16 protein-coding genes and 1 pseudogene are annotated in these 18,070 nt (G+C 56.7%); 7 read left to right on the top strand and 10 right to left on the bottom strand.

Going from position 1 to position 18,070, the window contains the following annotated elements; all coding sequences use genetic code 11:
• Positions 1-71: 71 nt before the first annotated feature.
• On the bottom strand, positions 72-749 hold the full coding sequence (locus L1O03_RS02965; RefSeq protein WP_236117915.1) for an Abi family protein: 678 nt from the start codon (positions 747-749) through the stop codon (positions 72-74).
• Between the two features lie 428 nt (positions 750-1,177).
• Between L1O03_RS02965 and L1O03_RS02960 the strand changes: the two genes are divergently transcribed.
• The 6 genes from L1O03_RS02960 (at position 1,178) to L1O03_RS02935 (ending at position 4,263) form a co-directional block, all read left to right on the top strand.
• Positions 1,178-1,747 (top strand): recombinase family protein, encoded by a 570-nt coding sequence (locus L1O03_RS02960; protein WP_236117914.1) that lies wholly within the window; start codon positions 1,178-1,180, stop codon positions 1,745-1,747.
• Positions 1,748-1,927: 180 nt separating this feature from the next.
• Positions 1,928-2,134: a type II toxin-antitoxin system HicA family toxin gene (locus L1O03_RS02955; protein WP_236117913.1), complete on the top strand. Its 207-nt coding sequence runs from the start codon at positions 1,928-1,930 to the stop codon at positions 2,132-2,134.
• A gap of 13 nt (positions 2,135-2,147) precedes the next feature.
• Positions 2,148-2,537: a helix-turn-helix domain-containing protein gene (locus tag L1O03_RS02950; RefSeq protein WP_236117912.1), complete on the top strand. Its 390-nt coding sequence runs from the start codon at positions 2,148-2,150 to the stop codon at positions 2,535-2,537.
• Between the two features lie 212 nt (positions 2,538-2,749).
• Positions 2,750-3,376 (top strand): helix-turn-helix domain-containing protein, encoded by a 627-nt coding sequence (locus L1O03_RS02945; RefSeq protein WP_236117911.1) that lies wholly within the window; start codon positions 2,750-2,752, stop codon positions 3,374-3,376.
• A gap of 67 nt (positions 3,377-3,443) precedes the next feature.
• Positions 3,444-3,827: a hypothetical protein gene (locus L1O03_RS02940; protein WP_236117910.1), complete on the top strand. Its 384-nt coding sequence runs from the start codon at positions 3,444-3,446 to the stop codon at positions 3,825-3,827.
• 268 nt (positions 3,828-4,095) lie between these two features.
• Positions 4,096-4,263: a hypothetical protein gene (locus tag L1O03_RS02935; protein ID WP_236117909.1), complete on the top strand. Its 168-nt coding sequence runs from the start codon at positions 4,096-4,098 to the stop codon at positions 4,261-4,263.
• Between the two features lie 33 nt (positions 4,264-4,296).
• Here L1O03_RS02935 and L1O03_RS11645 read toward each other — a convergent pair.
• Positions 4,297-4,374: pseudogene (locus L1O03_RS11645) on the bottom strand (hypothetical protein); the annotation flags it as partial.
• Positions 4,375-4,684: 310 nt separating this feature from the next.
• On the bottom strand, positions 4,685-5,059 hold the full coding sequence (locus L1O03_RS02930; protein ID WP_236117908.1) for a hypothetical protein: 375 nt from the start codon (positions 5,057-5,059) through the stop codon (positions 4,685-4,687).
• Positions 5,060-5,314: 255 nt separating this feature from the next.
• Between L1O03_RS02930 and mobF the strand changes: the two genes are divergently transcribed.
• Positions 5,315-9,709 carry a MobF family relaxase gene (mobF, locus tag L1O03_RS02925; protein WP_236117907.1) on the top strand — a complete coding sequence of 1,465 codons (4,395 nt, stop codon included), beginning with the start codon at positions 5,315-5,317 and terminating at the stop codon, positions 9,707-9,709.
• Between the two features lie 380 nt (positions 9,710-10,089).
• Here mobF and L1O03_RS02920 read toward each other — a convergent pair whose 3' ends face one another.
• Genes L1O03_RS02920 through L1O03_RS02890 form a run of 7 tightly spaced genes read right to left on the bottom strand, consistent with a single transcriptional unit; the run spans position 10,090 to position 18,070 of the window.
• Positions 10,090-10,935 (bottom strand): hypothetical protein, encoded by an 846-nt coding sequence (locus L1O03_RS02920; RefSeq protein ID WP_236117906.1) that lies wholly within the window; start codon positions 10,933-10,935, stop codon positions 10,090-10,092.
• A complete protein-coding gene (locus L1O03_RS02915) occupies positions 10,932-11,399 on the bottom strand; it encodes a DUF4913 domain-containing protein (RefSeq protein ID WP_236117905.1) in 468 nt (155 codons plus the stop codon). The genes L1O03_RS02920 and L1O03_RS02915 overlap by 4 nt, the downstream gene beginning before the upstream one ends.
• A gap of 3 nt (positions 11,400-11,402) precedes the next feature.
• Complete coding sequence (locus L1O03_RS02910) at positions 11,403-13,136, bottom strand: type IV secretory system conjugative DNA transfer family protein (RefSeq protein WP_236117904.1); 1,734 nt, start codon at positions 13,134-13,136, stop codon at positions 11,403-11,405.
• Positions 13,137-13,140: 4 nt separating this feature from the next.
• The gene (locus L1O03_RS02905) at positions 13,141-13,827 is read right to left on the bottom strand and encodes a hypothetical protein (RefSeq protein WP_236117903.1); all 687 of its coding nucleotides are present in this window, start codon (positions 13,825-13,827) and stop codon (positions 13,141-13,143) included.
• A 15-nt stretch (positions 13,828-13,842) separates the two neighbouring features.
• Positions 13,843-14,502, bottom strand: a complete 660-nt coding sequence (locus L1O03_RS02900; RefSeq protein ID WP_236117902.1) for a hypothetical protein — start codon at positions 14,500-14,502, stop codon at positions 13,843-13,845.
• Positions 14,502-16,262: a peptidoglycan DD-metalloendopeptidase family protein gene (locus tag L1O03_RS02895; RefSeq protein ID WP_236117901.1), complete on the bottom strand. Its 1,761-nt coding sequence runs from the start codon at positions 16,260-16,262 to the stop codon at positions 14,502-14,504. The genes L1O03_RS02900 and L1O03_RS02895 overlap by 1 nt, the downstream gene beginning before the upstream one ends.
• A 17-nt stretch (positions 16,263-16,279) precedes the next feature.
• Positions 16,280-18,070 carry a hypothetical protein gene (locus L1O03_RS02890; RefSeq protein WP_236117900.1) on the bottom strand — a complete coding sequence of 597 codons (1,791 nt, stop codon included), beginning with the start codon at positions 18,068-18,070 and terminating at the stop codon, positions 16,280-16,282.

Here is an 18,070-nt window from a genome sequence, read left to right as displayed (position 1 = left end):
ATACGAAAGACCTGTTCGGATGAGTATGTCCTACCCCTACGCCGCCCCCCACCTTAGCATCATTCTATACGTCAAGGACGCTGCGCTCTCACGAGATTCACTCTCGAATTCTTTAGAATCCAATCGGCCGCATCAGGATCCAACCAATTTGCTACCTTTTCTATTGCCATCTGTTTCCTATCTAAGCTACTAGATTCTTTTTTGAAGTTATCTTTTACGATAGGTTCATGGTGTGAGCATCGATTCCGTAGGGTGTATATTATCCCCACTTGTTTTTTAAACTGTTGACGATCAGGCACGGGAATTCGCTGAAGTCCGCCCTTTACCCTTTTGGCCGATTCCACCCTTAACAACTTATGAAAACAGGGCCATACAGTAGTCGAGTAACTCTTGGACAGCAGGTAGTACCAAAAATCGAAAGGAAGCTCAGCGATGACCTTGCCATGCGTTGATACTCCGCACTTATCCTCTACCTTTCTGATAGCGCGATTAAGCTGTTCCCCATTCTTTTTCGATAATGCTAATTTCTCATTAGAGAACCAGCTGACGGTTTCCGATCCATTTTTCATCGTGCAGCGACTCGTCAGCGCATCGTCCATCCTGTTCCGGAGTAACACCTCAATATGTTGAATATCCTCAAGAAAGGCCTTCGTGATGCGGGTATTCCACACGTAAAGTGCCTCCGGATCCGGATGGAAACTGTATGTGCTCATTCTCGCCGACGAGAACCACTGATCTAGCTGTGCCATCGAGTTGGCCCCCTTGACTTTCATGCGATCTAGCGATACGCTCAGGAGCGAAGACCCCGGAGCGATCCCTGCAGGCTCATCGTAGCACTGCATATCACCGGGGTTATTGCTATTCGTAAACACCGGTACTGCTGTTCATGGCCGATGTCGGAGCACGGCCGCTTCCACAGCCCCTTCAACGCCCGTAGCACGCAAGCTACAGTGTGCGACTCTTCGACAGTTTCCCCTTTGGCTCCCCCATAACCATACTGTCGTGGCATAACACCCCTTACACGGCAGGGCGTGCATGGTGATGTGGGTGCACCCCATTCCCCACCGGCCGCTCAGCCCTTCCGAATGGTGAACAACATGGTAATAAGCGGTACTCTACTAAGGTGAGGTCACGCCTTAGACCTCGTTCACCACTTTGGGAGATGCGTGGAGGCATCATGTCTGTTATCGGCTATGTCCGTGTCAGTACCGTTGATCAGAACCCCGAGCGGCAGATCGCCGCGATTGGAGAGGTGGATAAGCTCTTCGTCGATCATGCTTCCGGGAAGGACGCGCACCGCCCGCAGCTTGCCGCACTTCGCGCCTACGTACGTGACAGCTCCAACGATGTGGTGAGGGTGAAAAGTGTGGATCGCTTAGCCCGCTCTACACAGGACTTGCTTGCCCTCCTTCAGGAGTTCGAGTCCAAGGGGGTCAGCGTGGACTTCGTTGATTCCCCGGCACTTTCGACAGCGACCCCGTCTGGCAAGTTCACTCTCACAGTGCTCGCGGCTGTGGCTGAGTTTGAAAGAGAATTGATCAAGGAGCGCCAGCGCGAGGGGATCGCCCTAGCTAAGGCGAGGGGCAAGTACCAGCGGGCGCCGAAACTCTCGACAGAGCAGATCGATATGGCGCGCCGCCTCGTTGAGGAGGGGGTCCCGAAGACTCGCGTGGCAGCCAAGTTTGGGGTCTCGCGATGGACGCTCGCAGATGCCCTGGCGGGCAAGAAGGCCTACGGCACGAAGTGAGCCAGGCTTCCGCATCGAAATTGTGGGGAGTTCCCCATCCCTAGCGCCCCCACAAAGTGACACGGCCGCACAACAGCTTGCAGTTGACTAAACCATGCCCTCAACAGCACATACAACAAAAAACTAAAGAAGTGCTACCCCTCCCTTGCGTTGTGGGCAAGCCAGGGGTAGCATAGAATTATGGCAAAGCCGCAGAAGTACAAGACCGTTGTGAAGTTCCTTCGCTCCATGGGATGGACCCTTCAGCGACAAGGCAAAGGCAGTCACGAGGTTTGGGCTGGCCCAGACGGTGGGAGACTCGTCATCCCCCATCATCGCGAAATCAGTGCAGGTGTCGTGGCAGACATCATCAAGAAAGTACCGAACACTCCAAAGAACTGGAAGTAAGGAGGAGCTCATCATGACGCATGTTGACGCTACCGTTACCCGCGATGGCCGGTGGTGGCTTGTTAAGGTCCCGGAATATGACATTGTGGGACAAGCCGCCCGTCTGGCCGAGGCTGAAGACGTGGCCCGGGAGATCACCGCACTGTGGTTAGAGATACCCGAAGAGGACGTTTCGGTAACTCTTACTCTGGCACTCGATAAAGATATCGAAGAGACGTTGTACAAGGCCTCAGAAGAGGAGCAACAGGCACGGGATCTGGCAGCACATGCCGCAAGAATGCGAGGTAAGGCAGTGCGGCAGCTCCTGGATACCGGTATGGCCCAGGTAGAGGCTGCCCAGTTGCTTGGCATATCCCGACAGCGAGTCACGCAGCTAGTGAAAGCATCCGCGACTGATAGCTAAACCAGGAAGCAGCACAGAACTTCTGTTTAGAGCTAATGATCTGCACTTAGTGACATCCGAGAAGGAATGCTAGGCGGTATCAGCCCCTATCCCAGGGTGCGGGGGTAGCCACTTTACCCCCGCATTGATTTGTGTCGGTAAGTGTGACATACTTGTGGTGTCAGCGAGAGAGCACAAGGCTCCTCCCTACGAGAGCAGAAAGGCTCAGTACCATGACAACGTCTAACGAGACCGTATACACGATCCAGAATCCGCATCAGATCCCTGGGCGAAACATGGATCCCGAGGCATACCAGGTGACTGGCACTCTCTTCGAGCTGCAATCGTGGCTCGTGTCCCAGGTTGGGGATCCGGCGGACTACCAGTGGGAAGCGCTGTGCGCGTACTACCACACCCCTGCCCCTACCCGCGAACAGTGGGAGGAATACGCCGATTACGACACGCTGCGTAAGACGGAAGCCGAGCCCGAGGACTTCGAGCCCATGCCCGAGCCTGTCCCTCTCAGCATCGATCACGTGGTAGAGATGGCGGCCCACATGTGGGATGTTCCCGCACGGCATGTGAAGGCTTTTGAAGGCCGGATCAAGGCGACCTTCCCGAGTGAGTTCCAGGCGATCAAGCTTCTTACCGGGCTGAGCACCGGCGAGCTTGCCGACCGGCTCAACGTGGGAAAGCCAACTGTTCGCCACTGGTTGTCTGGCGAGTCCCCCATCCCGCTGAGCGCGAGCAAGGACATCTACGAGCTCTACATCGCAGAAGCACCCGTCGATGAGCTTGAAGAAGCTATCAGCACGGCCGAAGAGTTCGCCTACCGGATGGAAGACAAATATCCTTGGTAAGCCAGCACCACTACCCGCCCCCTTCACCGCGAGGGGGCGGGTCCCTTTTCCTTGAGGAGGTCACCACATGAACGCCGCCGAGCGTCGAATCACTCTGACAGCTTTAGGTCTTATCCCCCGGGTGCTCGCGGCACGACTTGGGGTCGCAGTGCGCACGGTTGAAAGGTGGAAGGCAGGCGAGCCCGTGCGAGCGGGCACTGACGAGTATCTCCGAGGACAGGTTGCGCTCTACTCTAAGCGTGTTGCCGACATCCTCGCGATGGCGGAGAACCTTGAAGAAATCGGCGAGAGTGTTGAGCTTTTCGCCTATGAGAGCGAAGAGACATGCATGGAACGCACCGGGCTCACTCTTGCCGAGCACAACGCGTTGCTTGGGCACTGCGTCATCGCTTTGGAGGCCGCGGAGTTCGAGTGGCGTATCATCCCGGCTGAGTCGTCGTCCTCGTCCTAGCACGACGGCCGCGAGGACCCCACGAGAGCTGTGGCAGCCGTCCTTCCCGTGAGACGAGGGGAAGAATCATGAAGCCCCCTTCTCGCGAGCCACGGAAAGGGGGCGATCCCCGCTTACACGGGGACGGAGACCTTGGAGAGGTGACGTAATTCTCAGCTGTTCTCCGCACCATTGATCATAGCAGCACCAGCTCCTGATGACTGGACTTGTGTGAAGTATGCAGGCGGCGGGGTTAGTCCCAGAGTGATTCTTGGGCGGGGAACCGGGCGTGCAGTGCATCGAGGTACGCAGTGAGAGTGAAGCCGTCTTTGATTGCGTCACGCAGCCGTACCGAGCGCTCCCGTCTACACCTGGAGTCCACGACGAGTTTGTTGCCGTCGTGGCGGTGGTCGTCTACCGCGCGGAGGATGTTTTCACTTTGGGTAACCAGGCGTAAGTGCCCGGGTCCTACCCGGCAGCAAAGAGGTTGGTTACATTCGTGTTCGGCTACTAGCCCCGGGGGTAGCACCCCGTGGTGGGTGAGAAGCGCGAACCTGTGAGTGGACATGGTTGTTTGCTTGCCTTTCACGGTCCAGTTGATTCTCCCGTAGCCGTCACTGCTGATGGCACCGGGCCAGAGCCAGCACCCGCCGTAGTCGTCGGGGACGTGAACGAGCCGGGCATTGAACCGGCGGATGACTTCATAGGGGATCGTGAGGTCCTCGCGAAGGCGGGGGGAGGGAAGCCCGGGAAGCGCCCCAGGCTCCCGACCCCGCGCGTGAGGTGGAGGACTAAGCGCCTCGAATCCGGGAAGCGGTATGTCTTCCCACGTGTCTTCCATCAACTACCCTAACGCAACCACCAAGCCCCTAAGCCGGTCAGTAGTGCCCGCCGGCGAGCGTGTCGCCGTCTTGCGCATCCTCGCTATCAGCCGAGGTACTAGACGCGATCTCTTCCTCGCTGGAGGACTCATCATGGTCCTCGTCGTCACTTTCGGGGCGAGCGGCATCATCTTTCCCGGGCAGGATGGATGCTAGCTCCTTCTGAGTAAGCCCGGTGAGCAGTTTGATGTTGTTTTTGCTCTCCCCCGCCGCGTAGAGATCACAGATCAGGCCGGCGAGCTCTTCGTCCCTCTCGGCTTGCTTTTTCATCCACGTTTCAATCTTCTTCGTGATCTCGACACGCTCGTGAAGCCCTTCCAGGTAATCCTTCCGAGCCTCCTGCCGACGAGACACATTCCGTGACACCTTCATGCGACCAAGTATCCCCTAGCCAGCCACCCGAGTGCAACACCTACCCCGAGGTCATCTCCTGGGAAGCACCCCTACCGGCTTACGCCCCACTGCTCACCAACACCACCTAGTCCGCATCCCTGGCACGCCCGCAGTAACCACCACCCACCTCATCACAACGCAACTACGTTCCTACATGAACCCAAATCGCCGAAAAATCAATACACTATAGGCACTCTTAGTGAATCACGGATCAGGTGGGGTATCATGTTGCCCATGATGTCGCTTCGGAAGGTCAACTCTGGCTCAGGGTATGAGTACCTTCTTCGAAGCGTGGCACACAACGACGAGGACCAGAAGCCTACGAAACTTGCCGACTACTACGCCGCGAAGGGCACCCCACCGGGAAGGTGGATCGGCCCTGGAGTTGAGTGTTTTGGCCGTGGGTTCAGCGAGGGTGAGCTCGTCACAGAGCTGCACATGGCAGCACTTTTCGGTGAAGGTGTCCACCCGGATGCCGACAAGATGGCTGCTGAGGGGGCCGGGTATGAGGACATGAAAATTGGTCGTGCCTTCCCTAACTACACCAAAGGAGACCCGCTTCTTCGCGCTCTAACGAAAGAAGAACGCGAGTTCAAGATCACCCATGACCGTCTTCCAACACAACAGGAACGATCAGATATCGCTTTGGAAGTTGCTCGCCCGTTCTTCGTTGAAACCCATGGTGTGGAGCCCGAATCCGGCAGAGAACTTCTTGATTGGGTGAACGAGAAGAAGCAGCAAGTACGCCAAGGGGTGGCAGGTTTTGACCTTACCTTCTCCCCCGCCAAGAGCATTTCTGTGCTGTGGGCTTTAGCAGATAAGGACACCGCTTCTACCATTATGAGGTGTCATCACGAGGCAGTTCGTGCGACCTTGGAGTGGGCCAACGAGCACGCAATCTACACCAGATGTGGCGCTGGGGGCATCGAACAGATCAAGACAAAGGGTCTTATCGCGACCGAGTTCACCCACTTTGATACCCGCGCTGGGGATCCTGATCTGCACTCTCATGTAGTGGTTGCGAACAAGGTCCAAGGTGTTGACGGGGACTGGCGAAGCATCGACTCGAAAACGCTTCACAAGCATCACCAGGCGATATCGTTTCGCTATGACGCGATCCTTGCGGACCGTTTGACTGAGGAACTCGGCGTGTCGTTTGTCCCCGTCGAGCGTGGATCCATGAAGGAACCCGTCTACGAACTAGCAGGCATCCCGAAGGAAATATCCTCGTTTTTCACCAAACGACGCATCCTCGCCAGGCCGGTCTACGACCAGCTTGTCGCAGAGTATGTGAAAACCAACGGGTGCACACCGACGAAACGCATCCAGAACCAGCTGTGGCAGCAAGCGATCCTCGACACCCGGGATGCGAAGAAACCAGCACAATCCTTGGATGAGTTGCGTGCCCAATGGCGAGATGAACTAGGGCTACACCTCGCAGACTCAGCAGACGATCTGATCGAAAAGACGCTTACCAACCCGTTCGAGACTGCCGATACGCGGGCTGTTTTCGACCCTGCTTCATGCCCGGATCAGGTTGATCAGATCGCAAGAGATGTGATCGATACGGTCACCAGGCGTAGGCCTACCTTTAACTTTTCGCACATCCACACAGCCCTAGCCGGGAAGCTTACTGGCTACCGATTCACCAAAGGTCATGACCTCAATGAGGCGTTCCAAGCGGTGTTTGACCGCATCAAGGACACGTATCTGATCAACCTGTCCGAGGACCATGAGGCGCTCAATTTGCCTGCATCGATGCTCCGTGAGGACGGTAAACCCATCGACTACCGGGCAGATAGTGAGCTGTTTACCACCAAGGACGTTATCGACGCGGAGCAGAAAGTCTGTGATGCTGCACGCGAGTTGAGCACTCATATCGCCTACAATGCCGAAGTCGACCAAGCACTTAAGGCGCACGAGAAGACGCAAGGATGGTCACTGAACACCGGCCAAGAAGCAATGGTCAGACACCTCGTTGGTGTCGGAACCGTGTGTGCTACCGCCGTAGGACCTGCCGGTACCGGCAAGACAACCTCGATGAAACTAGTCGCCGATGTCTGGAAACAAGGGGACAAAAACGTCATCGCTCTTGCTCCAACCGCCGCCGCGGCACGCATCCTCGGTGAGGATACCGGCTGCGTAGCGAATACGATCGACTCACTTGTCTGGCAATGGGATCACCACGGCGAGCAAGCAGAGAAGATCCAGCAGATCCACGCTGGCGATATGATCCTTGTCGATGAAGCTGGCATGGCCTCTACCAGACAGCTAGGAACACTCATCGAGATTGCACGAGCTAGGGGCGCGGTTGTGCGTCTTGTTGGTGACCATAAGCAGCTTGATGCGGTGGAAACCGGCGGTCTTTTCCGTACTCTTACCCGCATCTCCCCCACCGTGGAGCTCGACCAGGTCATGCGGTTTAAAAGGGCAGATAACACCCCCGATCATGAGGAGAATGCTGCCTCGCTTGCGCTTCGCGATGGCACAAACGAGTGCCTGGACTTCTACACTAAGCATGGCCGTATACACGGTGGAACCCGCCACGACATGCTGGAATCTGTCTCGAAGGCGTACAAGAACGACACCCTCGCAGGGCGATCCTCGCTCATGATCGCCCCCACGAACCAGGATGTTGACCAGCTCAACCAGATCATTAGGGACTGGAAGATTACCCGTGGTGAGATCACGAATCTTAGCCACAGTGTCGTCTCGTCTCGTGGGGAAGACATCGCAGAAGGTGATGTGATCATCACCAGGACGAACACACGTTTCACCATGGAAGACGACGGGGTGCAAGGACAAGTCATCAACGGCGACCTATTCACCGTCACCAGAATCCATGCGGATGGGTCGATCACCGGTAGGCACCACACGAGCGGGAAAACCCAGCACATCCCAGCGTCCTATGTTAAGGAATCTGTCCACTTGGGGTATGCGTCGACGATCCATCGCGCTCAAGGAGCAACCGTTGATACCACGCACGCGATGATTGATCCCACCACCACGAGGCGAGGACTCTATGTCGCGATGACGCGCGGGAAGTACGCTAACCACGCCTACATGGTCACCGATACCCCCCTCGACGAGCTGGCCGAGGAGCAACACTTCCACCATCAAGGAGACACGAAAGCCCCCACACCGGAAGACGTGTTCAAGATATGTCTTGCTAACGAGTCATCGCTTCACACTGTCACCGACACTCTCTGGGAGAAGGCTAACCCGGAGGCTCCCGAGCAGATTAAACGGCAGGAAGCTTTGTATACCTGGGGGTGTGATCAGCTCATTCACCAGTTCATCGAGCTGCACATGACCGAGTGGATCCAGAATCTTCCCCCCACCTACAGCAACTACTTCGCAGCCCATAACCATATGGCCAAAAGGTTGGGCGTGTTCTGGAAAGACCTCTTATCCTATGGGCTAGATCCCAGGGACCTCATCGAGACTGATCTGTTGTACGGCACTGCTACACCGAACGTGGAAGCTGACATCATCACTCCGTTAAAAGACCAGCTGACCAGCCTGTTAGATGATGATGCCCCACGTGGTCTTCCTCCGATGACCCCGGGGATGGATCAGGAACTCTACCACTGGGTGGCAACCCACCACCGTCACGAATCACCTACTACTCCCCCGCCGGTGGTCGCGACCGCTGAGAAGATCATGCGCGACTACACAACTGCACTTAGCGAGGAGGAGAAAACCAGACTCCTTCGCCAAGGACGGGATGTGTTGTGCCAGGAGTTTATTACCTGTTACCTGCCGAAATACCTCCACCGGCTAGGTGACGACCTGCATACCAGGATCATCACCAGCCCGTCGTCGACGAGGGGGATCGTGAAGGCCTGGCAGAACCTCATCGATGCAGGCGTGGATCCGAGGAACCTCATGCACCAAGCCTGTGAGAGGCTTGACCAGGTTGATCACCCTGAACGCATCATCGCGTACCGGTTGAACCAGCATGTTCCAGCCCGCCACAGCTGCGTTGAAGGTGGTGTGGGGCATCTGCCGCCTAACCACCCGGCCGGTAATCACCACTTCCGGGACTTCATTGTCCATCATCGAGCTGACATCACTGCCACACCGTCGGCAGGGGCAGCGGCCACGGTGGACACCCCGGCTCCGATCCGTAGCAAGGTCGAGTTGTCCGAGGAGACGAAGGCGAAGAAAGCGGAGATGCTCGCCAGGCTCAAAGCCTCGCGTCCTCGCACCGGTACGACGGCCCAGGCAAGTCAAGGCCATGACCCGAAGGTCATCAAGAAGGCCGTCCTCCAGGATATGGCAGCTCTCTACACGTTGAAGACTCGTAACCAGGTCAAAGACTATGCCCGTGACAAGGGGTGGATGAACAAAACCGACTGGGCGGTGTTCGAAAAGGAGCTCAAACTCCGCGGTGTGAACTACCGCAAACTTCCGCTTGGCAAGGACACTGACACGTGGAAGCCGAAGCCGGTACTCCGCCCCGGGCAGGAGCCGACAAGCGAGACCGCCCGTAAGGCAGCGAAGCTTGCGGATAAGTACCGCCCCACCACCTCGCAGCCGACGCGACGGCACTCGCCTACGAACCAGGACCAGAACCAGCAGACCCACCATCTAGACAACGGTCGCGACCAAGGCCGAACAATGTAGCACACAGCACACATATTAGAACGCTGAAAAGTCGACACGCTCAAATTGGCCTCTCACGGCCCCGTAGAGCGTCTAGACCCCTTTTCCGCACTTATCCCCTTCGGAGAGTGGCGAAAACCTCGGAAAATGGCCGCCCTTCCGTCGCGTCTGCTATCACAACGCCTCCTTGTGGGGCCGTCAAGCCGTCCAGACGGCTAGCCGTCACGCCGTCATGACGGTTCTAGAGGATAAGAAACTCCCCGCTAGCGTTGATCGCTAACGGGGAGTTCTCCAGATTAGGTTTCATCATGAAGCAGCAGATAGAAAACGTAACCCGGATGTTGTTGCAGAGAGCTGAAAGACTATATACAGGTTCGACAGCACATAGCCTTTCCGCCCGCCTACATTATACGATTCTTCGTATAGGAAGGCAAATGCTGTGGAGTAGCTGCTTCCTCGAAAGCGCGTTTAGTTTTCTCCACATGGCGAAGGGTTTCCTGGGCCCCAACCATACTGATCATTCGCGCCGCTCTGAGCACTTTAGGGTTTAAGCGTCGTCTATCTTTACTTTTTGCCTTCTCGCGGCTCATGGTTGACATCTTATCCGTGTTGACGTCGACAGACCGGTTCCTTAGTTCTTCCTCATCCCCGATGTCTGTTTCATCGAACGCCACCTGGTATTGCTTCTGTTTAGAATCAAGAACCGTGTCGATTTCTTCTTGCTTCGGCGGCATGCTCTCTGTGTACATCGTAGCCACGATACGCGGTGTATCGTTTGCAGTATTCGTACCAGAACGGGTGTAATCGAACATATCGGAATGATTAATCTCCGGTAGGTCCTCGCCTTTTTCATGGCGCTTGATCGCTTTTTTCACCCCCCGCACCAAGTCACGCTCATCTTGACGATTAGATCGATCATCCCAAAGGGCAGCTGTTTTCTGATACTCCCGATAGGCGTCGATCATGTCGAGATCGCCTTGAGTTGGTACCCGCTCGATCATGTGCGCAGTGTGCTGGAATCCTCGCAGCCCGAACGTCTCGACTAGTGCGTCTCGTCTTTTCGGGAGCAAAAGCCCACCGTTTTCGGTGAGCTGCCTGGAGGCTTCCGCGACGAGTTCAGGTAGCGGCAGCGTGGCGAGTTCTTCCGGCCCTGGCACATCTAGTCTCCTGGCACACGGTAGCGTCTGGCTTGCCACAGCGAGACGCTCTTCCAGAGTTTCTTGTACCCACTTATCGAGGTTTTTCACTGGTCTTCAAAGTCCTTCCTGGCATCACTCGGCAGGGGGCAAGCATCCTGGTTAGTCCGCTTGGTCCGTGAGAAGAACTCCCCATCAGTCATGAGCCATTTCATGTGGTAGTCGGCATGCACGCGGAGGAAGGTCTCAAGATGGGCCTGTGGATCTTCTACCCGTAGTTGCTCATAGCGCATCCATAACGCCGTAAGCCGGGCGATGGCGAACTCGTGTTTGTACCACCACTTGTTCCAGTTCACTTGCTTTTGGTCCGCGAGCGTTGTTGGATACAGGCCGAGAAGGAAGTCTTCAACGAAGGAATACACATCCGGGAAGTAGGGATCATTGATCATTCCATCGTTTGTGTCCTCGGCGCCCTCGCTTCCCTCATTCAGTTCGTTGTCCTCGTCGTAGAGGCTCGCGAGGTCGTCCATCGACGGCTCGTTTACATCGTCGAGTTCAGGGTCGAAACCGCTCATCTTCTACTCCTTTCCTACCAATGCTTTGACCTCATCTGGCCAGTCTCGTTCCCACCAAGGGTCTAGTTCGACTATCTGTGGCGCCCTTGTTGCAGCGAACAGCACGGCTTTGCCCCTGGGAAGGCTTGCCAGGTCTGAGACCGTGAGGATGGTCTTTTCCCTCAGGCTTGACGAGGTGGAGCGTCCTTGCGAGGAATACGACTGAGAGAAGGTCTCTTCATCAACGCGGCCGACGAGGGATTCCATCTTCTCTAGCATCTCTTTGTCGCGCACTCCGCCGCCGTAGAGCAGGATCGCGGCCGCCGACCACAGGGCCTCCATGCCTTCCTTGCCCCACACTTTGACGCCCTGGGCATAGGACTGCAGGATCGTCATGATGATGATCGAGCGGGACCCGTAGTGCGAGTACAAGGCCGGGAGCTCCGGCCAGGTGACCACGTTCGCAGCCTCATCAAGGGCCGCGAGAAGCGGCACGGGGAGTCTCCCGCCGTGTTCTTCCCCGTAGCGTTCTGCCTCACTCATCACGAGTGCGACGAGCGCCGTCGTGAGCGCCGCCGCGTTATCGGCTCCTTCCTTACTTAAGACGTAGAGGGTATCCCCTGTTGACCGCACGAAGGCCGCGGCGTCAAATTTCGTTGCACCAGGGCGTGGTGTGATCCACTTCTTTGCTTCGATTCGGCCCAAGGGCGAGGCCATCTGTTGCGCCTGTGAGAAAATGCCGCCGCGCGTTTGCTCAGGCAGTCGGTAGATAGCGCTGAGCGCGTCAGCAAGCTGGGTGAACTCCTCATGAGCAGCGAGGATTGCTTCCGGGTCGTGGTTGTCGGGATCCATGATCCACATGAAAACATCCGTGATGGGCCGCTCATCGATGGTGGCAGCCAGTAGGTAATAGGCAAGCAGGTTCTTACCCATGTCAACCCAGTAGGTATCTGTTCCACCACCGCTGGTCGCGCCGCGCGCCGCGCAGCAGAAGATGTCGGCTAGCCTAGCGGCTTTCGCGTCCATGAGGTCTTTGTCTCCTCGGATCATGTCGAGAAGATCCACGTACCAAAACGGCTGATCCGCGCTCATGGTGATGCGCTGGGGATCGAAGACCCACACGACGCCCTTACCAGTGCGATAGCGAATAGTGTCGTCAACAATGTCGGGTTTGTTCGACGTTGTGACCACCACGCCAGGGGCGTCGATGATCGCCGGGATCACCTGGGTAGTCGTCTTACCCATGCGCGGACCGAAGATGATGAGGAAGAGGTCTTCCGCACCGGAGAAAAGCCCTTGCTTAGGCCTACCTGCCACATGGGCGAACTGGAATCCAGGCCAGTCACTAGACACCGTCTCCCCTAGTAGCTTCGTCGTTTGGGCGGAGACCTGCTTCTTCGACAACGAGGACACAGCCTGCGAAGAATGCAGTGTTCGTTGGGCTTGACGAATCTCGCTATCACCTTTGAGCTCTCGGCGCGCTACCCCGACCGCCACAACGCCACCAATAGCCGCAGCTATGACGACGAGGACCACTACCCCTACCGTCATGGGTGCTGTCCACGAGTACGTGCCCGCGATAAGCCCCTTTGCCAACGCGAGAGGGTTCAGTGGGACGTTTCCCCTCCCGGCGAGGTTTTCTGCCACCGCACCCCCGACGAGCCCCAGCGCTATCACGACGACGAGCCCGAGGAAGGCCATCATCGCCAGCATTTCCCCATCAAAGACCGGGGTGTTGCGGGTTTGTTTCCTCGCCATCTGACTACTCCTCCTCGTCAACCATGACGAGAGAGGCAAGGTCGTTTTCCTGCCACTTCTTAAACCCTGGCGCTTCGGCCATGTCTACCGCGCGAAGATCCTCGTCATTGACATGGACGTCTACCTTGACTCCGAGACGCACACCGCGAGACTTCAACGTCGTTTCATCCAGGTCAGGACACGTTGTAGTGATCTCTACACGCCCGCACTCAATCCCCTTCTCGCGCAAGCACTTTGCGGCGAACCACACGGCCTTTTCCGCGACGGATTGTTCCGCGCTGACGAGATCACCGGGGTTATAAGTTAGATCATCACCGAAAAACGCGCCGTACCAGTAGGCTTCACCGTCCTCGCCAATGATCGCGAATGAACCGGTTCCGCTTGACTCGTCATCGACCGCGCCGGTCATTAGATACACGCACGGTGCACTATCGTCAAGAGCGTCAAGTTCTTTAGCCCGCTTGAGATCGAGTTCTTTGAAGGTCTCCTCGCGGAGGTGGTCATAATCCACGCCGAGCTTACGCAACGACACCTTGAACTTGCCGAAGTCGTTTTTGTTCATCCACCCCTGTTCCTCAGCGAATTCTTTCAACACCGTATGGGTGGTAGCCTGTTTGAGCTCATTCTTGTTTTCTGCAATGATCGTATCGATCATCTGCCACCGCTTACGCTCCTTCTCTGACAATGCCATGACTATTCCCTTCCCTTAGTGAATGTGCGAATTCTTCAGATCTCTCGTTAGCGGCGTATCACCGCCACCTGTATACAACACGCCTTGATCTGAGAAGTGGATATACGACACACGCCACCAACCCCGAGACGTTACTGTGACGTACCCGGTCCACTGGTAAGTGTGCTTCTTACTATCGGTCACTTCGATGGCAACGACCCGGGATACGTGTTCTGGACTATCTTGAGGGTGGTCATCTTTTAGCACCTTGACCGCCACCGCGGGTTTTTCGTGATCGGCTTTCCACCTCGTCCACACCGTCCCTGGCAATCCGACCTGGGCAGAAAACCCGAGATGGTTGTTGTCATAGAACTCAGGTAGCAACAGTGGTTTCGTCCGTTCCGGGGCGTCCTGGATGGTCTCATCATGCCCCGGACGGAAATCAAAGGAGAAGAACTGAGTCATCACCGCTCTGATCACGTCTTCGGCATTGTTTTGATCAACCTGGCCATAAAGGTCGTGAGGATCATCGATGGGCGGCTGCTCCCAACCTGAGACTGTCGGATTAGGCATCCCTACATCCGTGCCCTCATACTTCACAGGGCTGAACACTTTCATATACAGTGCTGTGGCGACCACGCCGATCGCTATGATCAACGCGACAATAATCACCCACAACACCCATGTACGTCTCATTACTTATCCTCCGCTTTCTGGGTGAGCTTCTTTGCTTCTTCCGCCGGATTCTTATCAGAATCAGTGTGAGGAACCCGGCGAACCTGTATATCTTCCCCTAAGGGTACCGGAAACTCACCAACCGGGACACCAAAGTCCTGGGCTTCATAATGATACGGGGTGCCGTCTTTGTCGCCCACGTAGATACTAGTGTGGTGGTAGTCGCCGCCGGGTGTTCCAAAGTACAGCAAATCGCCTGGTTGTCTGTCTTCCCAGGACACTGTTTCAAGCCTGGAATCATCCTTTTGGCAGTTTGTGTTGTGGCACAGCTGGATCTTTCCATCCGTTGCTTGGGCAACGGAGTAGAGGACGAGCCCAGAGCAATCAAAACCACCGTTTGTTGGCCCATCATAGTTTCCGCCACCCCACACGTAGGGCAGCCCAAACTGTTCTTTCGCGGCGGCAATGATTTTCTCGGCAATGGGCCCGTTGGGAAGCGGTGTTCCACCTCGACGGTTTCCACCGTGACAGACCTTCCCGGACGACTCGACTGTTCCGGAGATACCTAGTGCTTCGATCTCTTCCGGGGTCATCTGACTACCTGCGCCCTTGAAGTGCTCGTAGAGGCGTTCTGCGATGCCCGCCTCAGCATCATAGACGCCTTCTCCAGTGTCATTGACCTGGATCGTGTGGGCGGCTTGCCCGATGGTCATGTTGTGGTAGTCGATGGTTTTCAGCTTGTCGTAGAACTGGGATGCCTGGTGGGCAGGGTTCATCAGTTCCTTGGCGGTTCCCCAGAATCCGATCTGCTGTTGGAAGGTGCCGACAGAGGCGTTATCTCCATGGACAACATCATCGTGGGGGTAGTTCATCGACTCCGCGATCTCAGCAGCTGTGGCCGGTGAGGCTCCAGCGCTTTCTCCTGCTGCTTCTCCTGTTGCAGCGAGGTTTTTCAGCTGTGATTCATGCTTCGCTGTCGCGAGCGCGATGATGATCGCCTCGCGGTCCATTCCTTTAAGCTCTCCGACAGCAACGATTTGCTTCGCCAACGCCGACTGGCGAGGGGTTAGCCCTTCAACTCCTTCTACAACACCAGCGTTATCCATTCCCGCAGAGGTGTCCTTGTTCGACTCTTTGGCTTTAGCCTCCTTGTTGTCGTCGTTGTCGTCCCCGGAGTCTTTATCGTTATCCTTTCCGGTTTCCCCAGTAGGAGTGCCGTTTTCTGCCTTCTCCAACCATGGGGCAGGGTCTATTTGCTGGCCACCGGCTGCGCGGTCACCTTCGACAACCTCGAAATGCAGATGATCACCTGTGCTGCGCCCGGCGGTGCCCATATCCGCAATTCGGTCACCGGCTTTCACCGTGTCACCAACCTTGACATGAACGTGTCCTGGCTCAATATGGCCGTAGACGGTCTGGTACTTCTTCCCATCGAAGTTGTGGTCGAGGACAACCCACCCGCCGAAGCCCTGTACACCTTGGTCCTGGGCGGCGACTACTGTTCCGTCAGCGAAGGCGTAGATCGGGGTGCCTTTAGGTCCTGCAAGATCGATCCCGTTGTGGAATTCCTGGCCTGAACCTATGTCACGCCACCCAAAAGGGGAAGACACTTGGGTGGCGTTTTTGTCTGTCGGATAGGCGTAGTCGCCGTTCACGGCAACCCCGCCTCCAGACGACGATGAGCCCGGAGCGCAATCGTCCTCGTCCTCAGCGCCTAACATGACGACGAACAATACGAGAAGGAGCACCAAGCTCAACACGCCGGCGAGAAGCTTTTTCACAGTCCTTATACCCCTACTTAACGGTGATGCTTGCCTTCATCCGGCGTCATCGCCGTTTTCTCAAGACCAGCTCGTTTTCCAGCGTCAGCGAACCGCGCATTGGTGTCATGGACACCGCTTGTTCGTTCAGACGGGGCGAAGATCAGCTGGAAAGGGATGCCAGGGGTGCCGCGTTCACCGACCTTGATCAGGAACTTGCCTGTTCCAGGAGGAAGCGGCGGGGCCTCGCCAGGGCGAGCACCCTCACCTGTAAGGGACGTGGTCGCAGCCCACGAGGTCAGCATCGATTCTTCCGTGGCAGACAATCCCACCACATCCCTTAGGCGAGCGACTTCCTTCGGAGGCAGTGCACCGAAGATCTTCACACGGGCACGCTCGACAAGGCCTTCGGCCTGTCCTCGCTCGCGGGCTGAGTCAAAAGCACCGAAGTCAGCAATCGAGTGCGTAATCATGATCAGCTCGGTACCGATCGTGCGGTTCAGACGCGACAGCTCGTTAACCCTTGAGATCATCGATGAGTCCGCACCGAGCACCTGCCAGAGCTCATCCATAATGCATTGGAATGTACGTTTCGGGGCAAGCCCCATATCCGCGAGCTCATGGGCGGCCTGGACAGCACCGAACCCTTCCGACCAGCAGGTCATCAGTACCGCCGCGCGAAGCGGCGAGGTATCCGAGTGCGGGATCTTGGACACATCGACACAAATCGCCGGCGCATCCAAGTCAAGCCGTGTTGTGGTCTGATTGTTGAAGATCTCTCCGAACTCACCTTTGATCAGCGCGCGAAGCGAGCGGCGAAGAGGCTGGATCTGGTGGGAGTACTCTTCGAGAGCGATACGGGAGTAGTCCTCGTCATCGGCTTTCGCCCACGTCGGGTGCACATCGACACCGACATCTTCCATCAGTGTTGGGTGCGAGGACTTGATCACTTCGAGAAGGTCTTGAAGAAGTGGTGGGTTTTCTGCATCGAATCCTTCCTCCTCGTAGAGGATCCGCAGCGACGAGGCGATCACGGTCTCTTCGAAGTCACCGACCTTGCCATGGCGAATCAGCTCGATAAGCCCTGCCACCATTGTCAGCTGGCGTTGCCTGACTTCGAGTCGAAGGCTGGAGGCTTTCTCGCGAAGAAGTTCCGCACGGGTGGTGTTGCCCGCTTTGTCTTCCTTGTCGGCTTCCTCCTCGAATACCGGGATGACACGGCCGAGCGCGCCAACATCGAGCGGGTTCAAGGTCCCGTGCCCGTGGCCGAGTTCGATGACCTGCCCGCCGAATGCTTCAGTCTGGGCGCGAAAGTCCGGCTTACAGTCTCCGAGGACAAGCGATGTTCTCCCCTGGGCGACTGCCCCGGTTTGGATCCGGCGGACCAGTGAGGACTTGCCGTAGCCGTTGAGCGCGAGGAGCAGCATCACTGGCGCGGTGATGTAGCCGCCGCGCACCATCCAGCCAGTGAGATCAAAGTGCACACTTCCACCGGTGACAAGGTGGAGTCCTACCGGGGTGCCTACCAGCGGGGCACCCGCCCCCACTGCCCAGGGGTTAAGGCCGGCGAGCTGGACTGTTGTGGCACGTGCTTCTGGCATTGGTCCCACGATCTGATCCGGCCCGCCGAAGGGCATATGAAATCCGCGGGAGGAGAGTTTCACCTTCCCGCGCCACGTTTCCGCGGTGGTAGTCGCGACTGTTTCGGCATGAAGCCGGCGTTCATCGTCAAGGCGCAGCCGTTTGCTTGCTATCCATCCAGACAATCCACCGCGGGCGATCTTTTCGTCGAGTGTTTCCCGCTCTTTCTCAGTGAGAAGTTTCACCAT

The organism is Corynebacterium uropygiale, from assembly GCF_021568315.1.
Taxonomy (GTDB): Bacteria; Actinomycetota; Actinomycetes; order Mycobacteriales; family Mycobacteriaceae; genus Corynebacterium; species Corynebacterium uropygiale.
This window is presented reverse-complemented; position numbering and strand designations above follow the sequence as displayed.

What these genes read in the sequence shown, in the direction of transcription:
- L1O03_RS02965 (WP_236117915.1), bottom strand. Translation starts at nt 749, where the DNA reads ATGGCACAGCTAGATCAGTGGTTCTCGTCGGCGAGAATGAGCACATAC.
- L1O03_RS02950 (WP_236117912.1), top strand. Translation starts at nt 2,148, where the DNA reads ATGACGCATGTTGACGCTACCGTTACCCGCGATGGCCGGTGGTGGCTT.
- L1O03_RS02890 (WP_236117900.1), bottom strand. Translation starts at nt 18,070, where the DNA reads ATGGTGAAACTTCTCACTGAGAAAGAGCGGGAAACACTCGACGAAAAG.
- L1O03_RS02960 (WP_236117914.1), top strand. Translation starts at nt 1,178, where the DNA reads ATGTCTGTTATCGGCTATGTCCGTGTCAGTACCGTTGATCAGAACCCC.
- L1O03_RS02940 (WP_236117910.1), top strand. Translation starts at nt 3,444, where the DNA reads ATGAACGCCGCCGAGCGTCGAATCACTCTGACAGCTTTAGGTCTTATC.
- L1O03_RS02900 (WP_236117902.1), bottom strand. Translation starts at nt 14,502, where the DNA reads ATGAGACGTACATGGGTGTTGTGGGTGATTATTGTCGCGTTGATCATA.
- mobF (WP_236117907.1), top strand. Translation starts at nt 5,315, where the DNA reads ATGATGTCGCTTCGGAAGGTCAACTCTGGCTCAGGGTATGAGTACCTT.
- L1O03_RS02910 (WP_236117904.1), bottom strand. Translation starts at nt 13,136, where the DNA reads ATGGCGAGGAAACAAACCCGCAACACCCCGGTCTTTGATGGGGAAATG.
- L1O03_RS02930 (WP_236117908.1), bottom strand. Translation starts at nt 5,059, where the DNA reads ATGAAGGTGTCACGGAATGTGTCTCGTCGGCAGGAGGCTCGGAAGGAT.
- L1O03_RS02915 (WP_236117905.1), bottom strand. Translation starts at nt 11,399, where the DNA reads ATGAGCGGTTTCGACCCTGAACTCGACGATGTAAACGAGCCGTCGATG.
- L1O03_RS02945 (WP_236117911.1), top strand. Translation starts at nt 2,750, where the DNA reads ATGACAACGTCTAACGAGACCGTATACACGATCCAGAATCCGCATCAG.
- L1O03_RS02905 (WP_236117903.1), bottom strand. Translation starts at nt 13,827, where the DNA reads ATGGCATTGTCAGAGAAGGAGCGTAAGCGGTGGCAGATGATCGATACG.
- L1O03_RS02955 (WP_236117913.1), top strand. Translation starts at nt 1,928, where the DNA reads ATGGCAAAGCCGCAGAAGTACAAGACCGTTGTGAAGTTCCTTCGCTCC.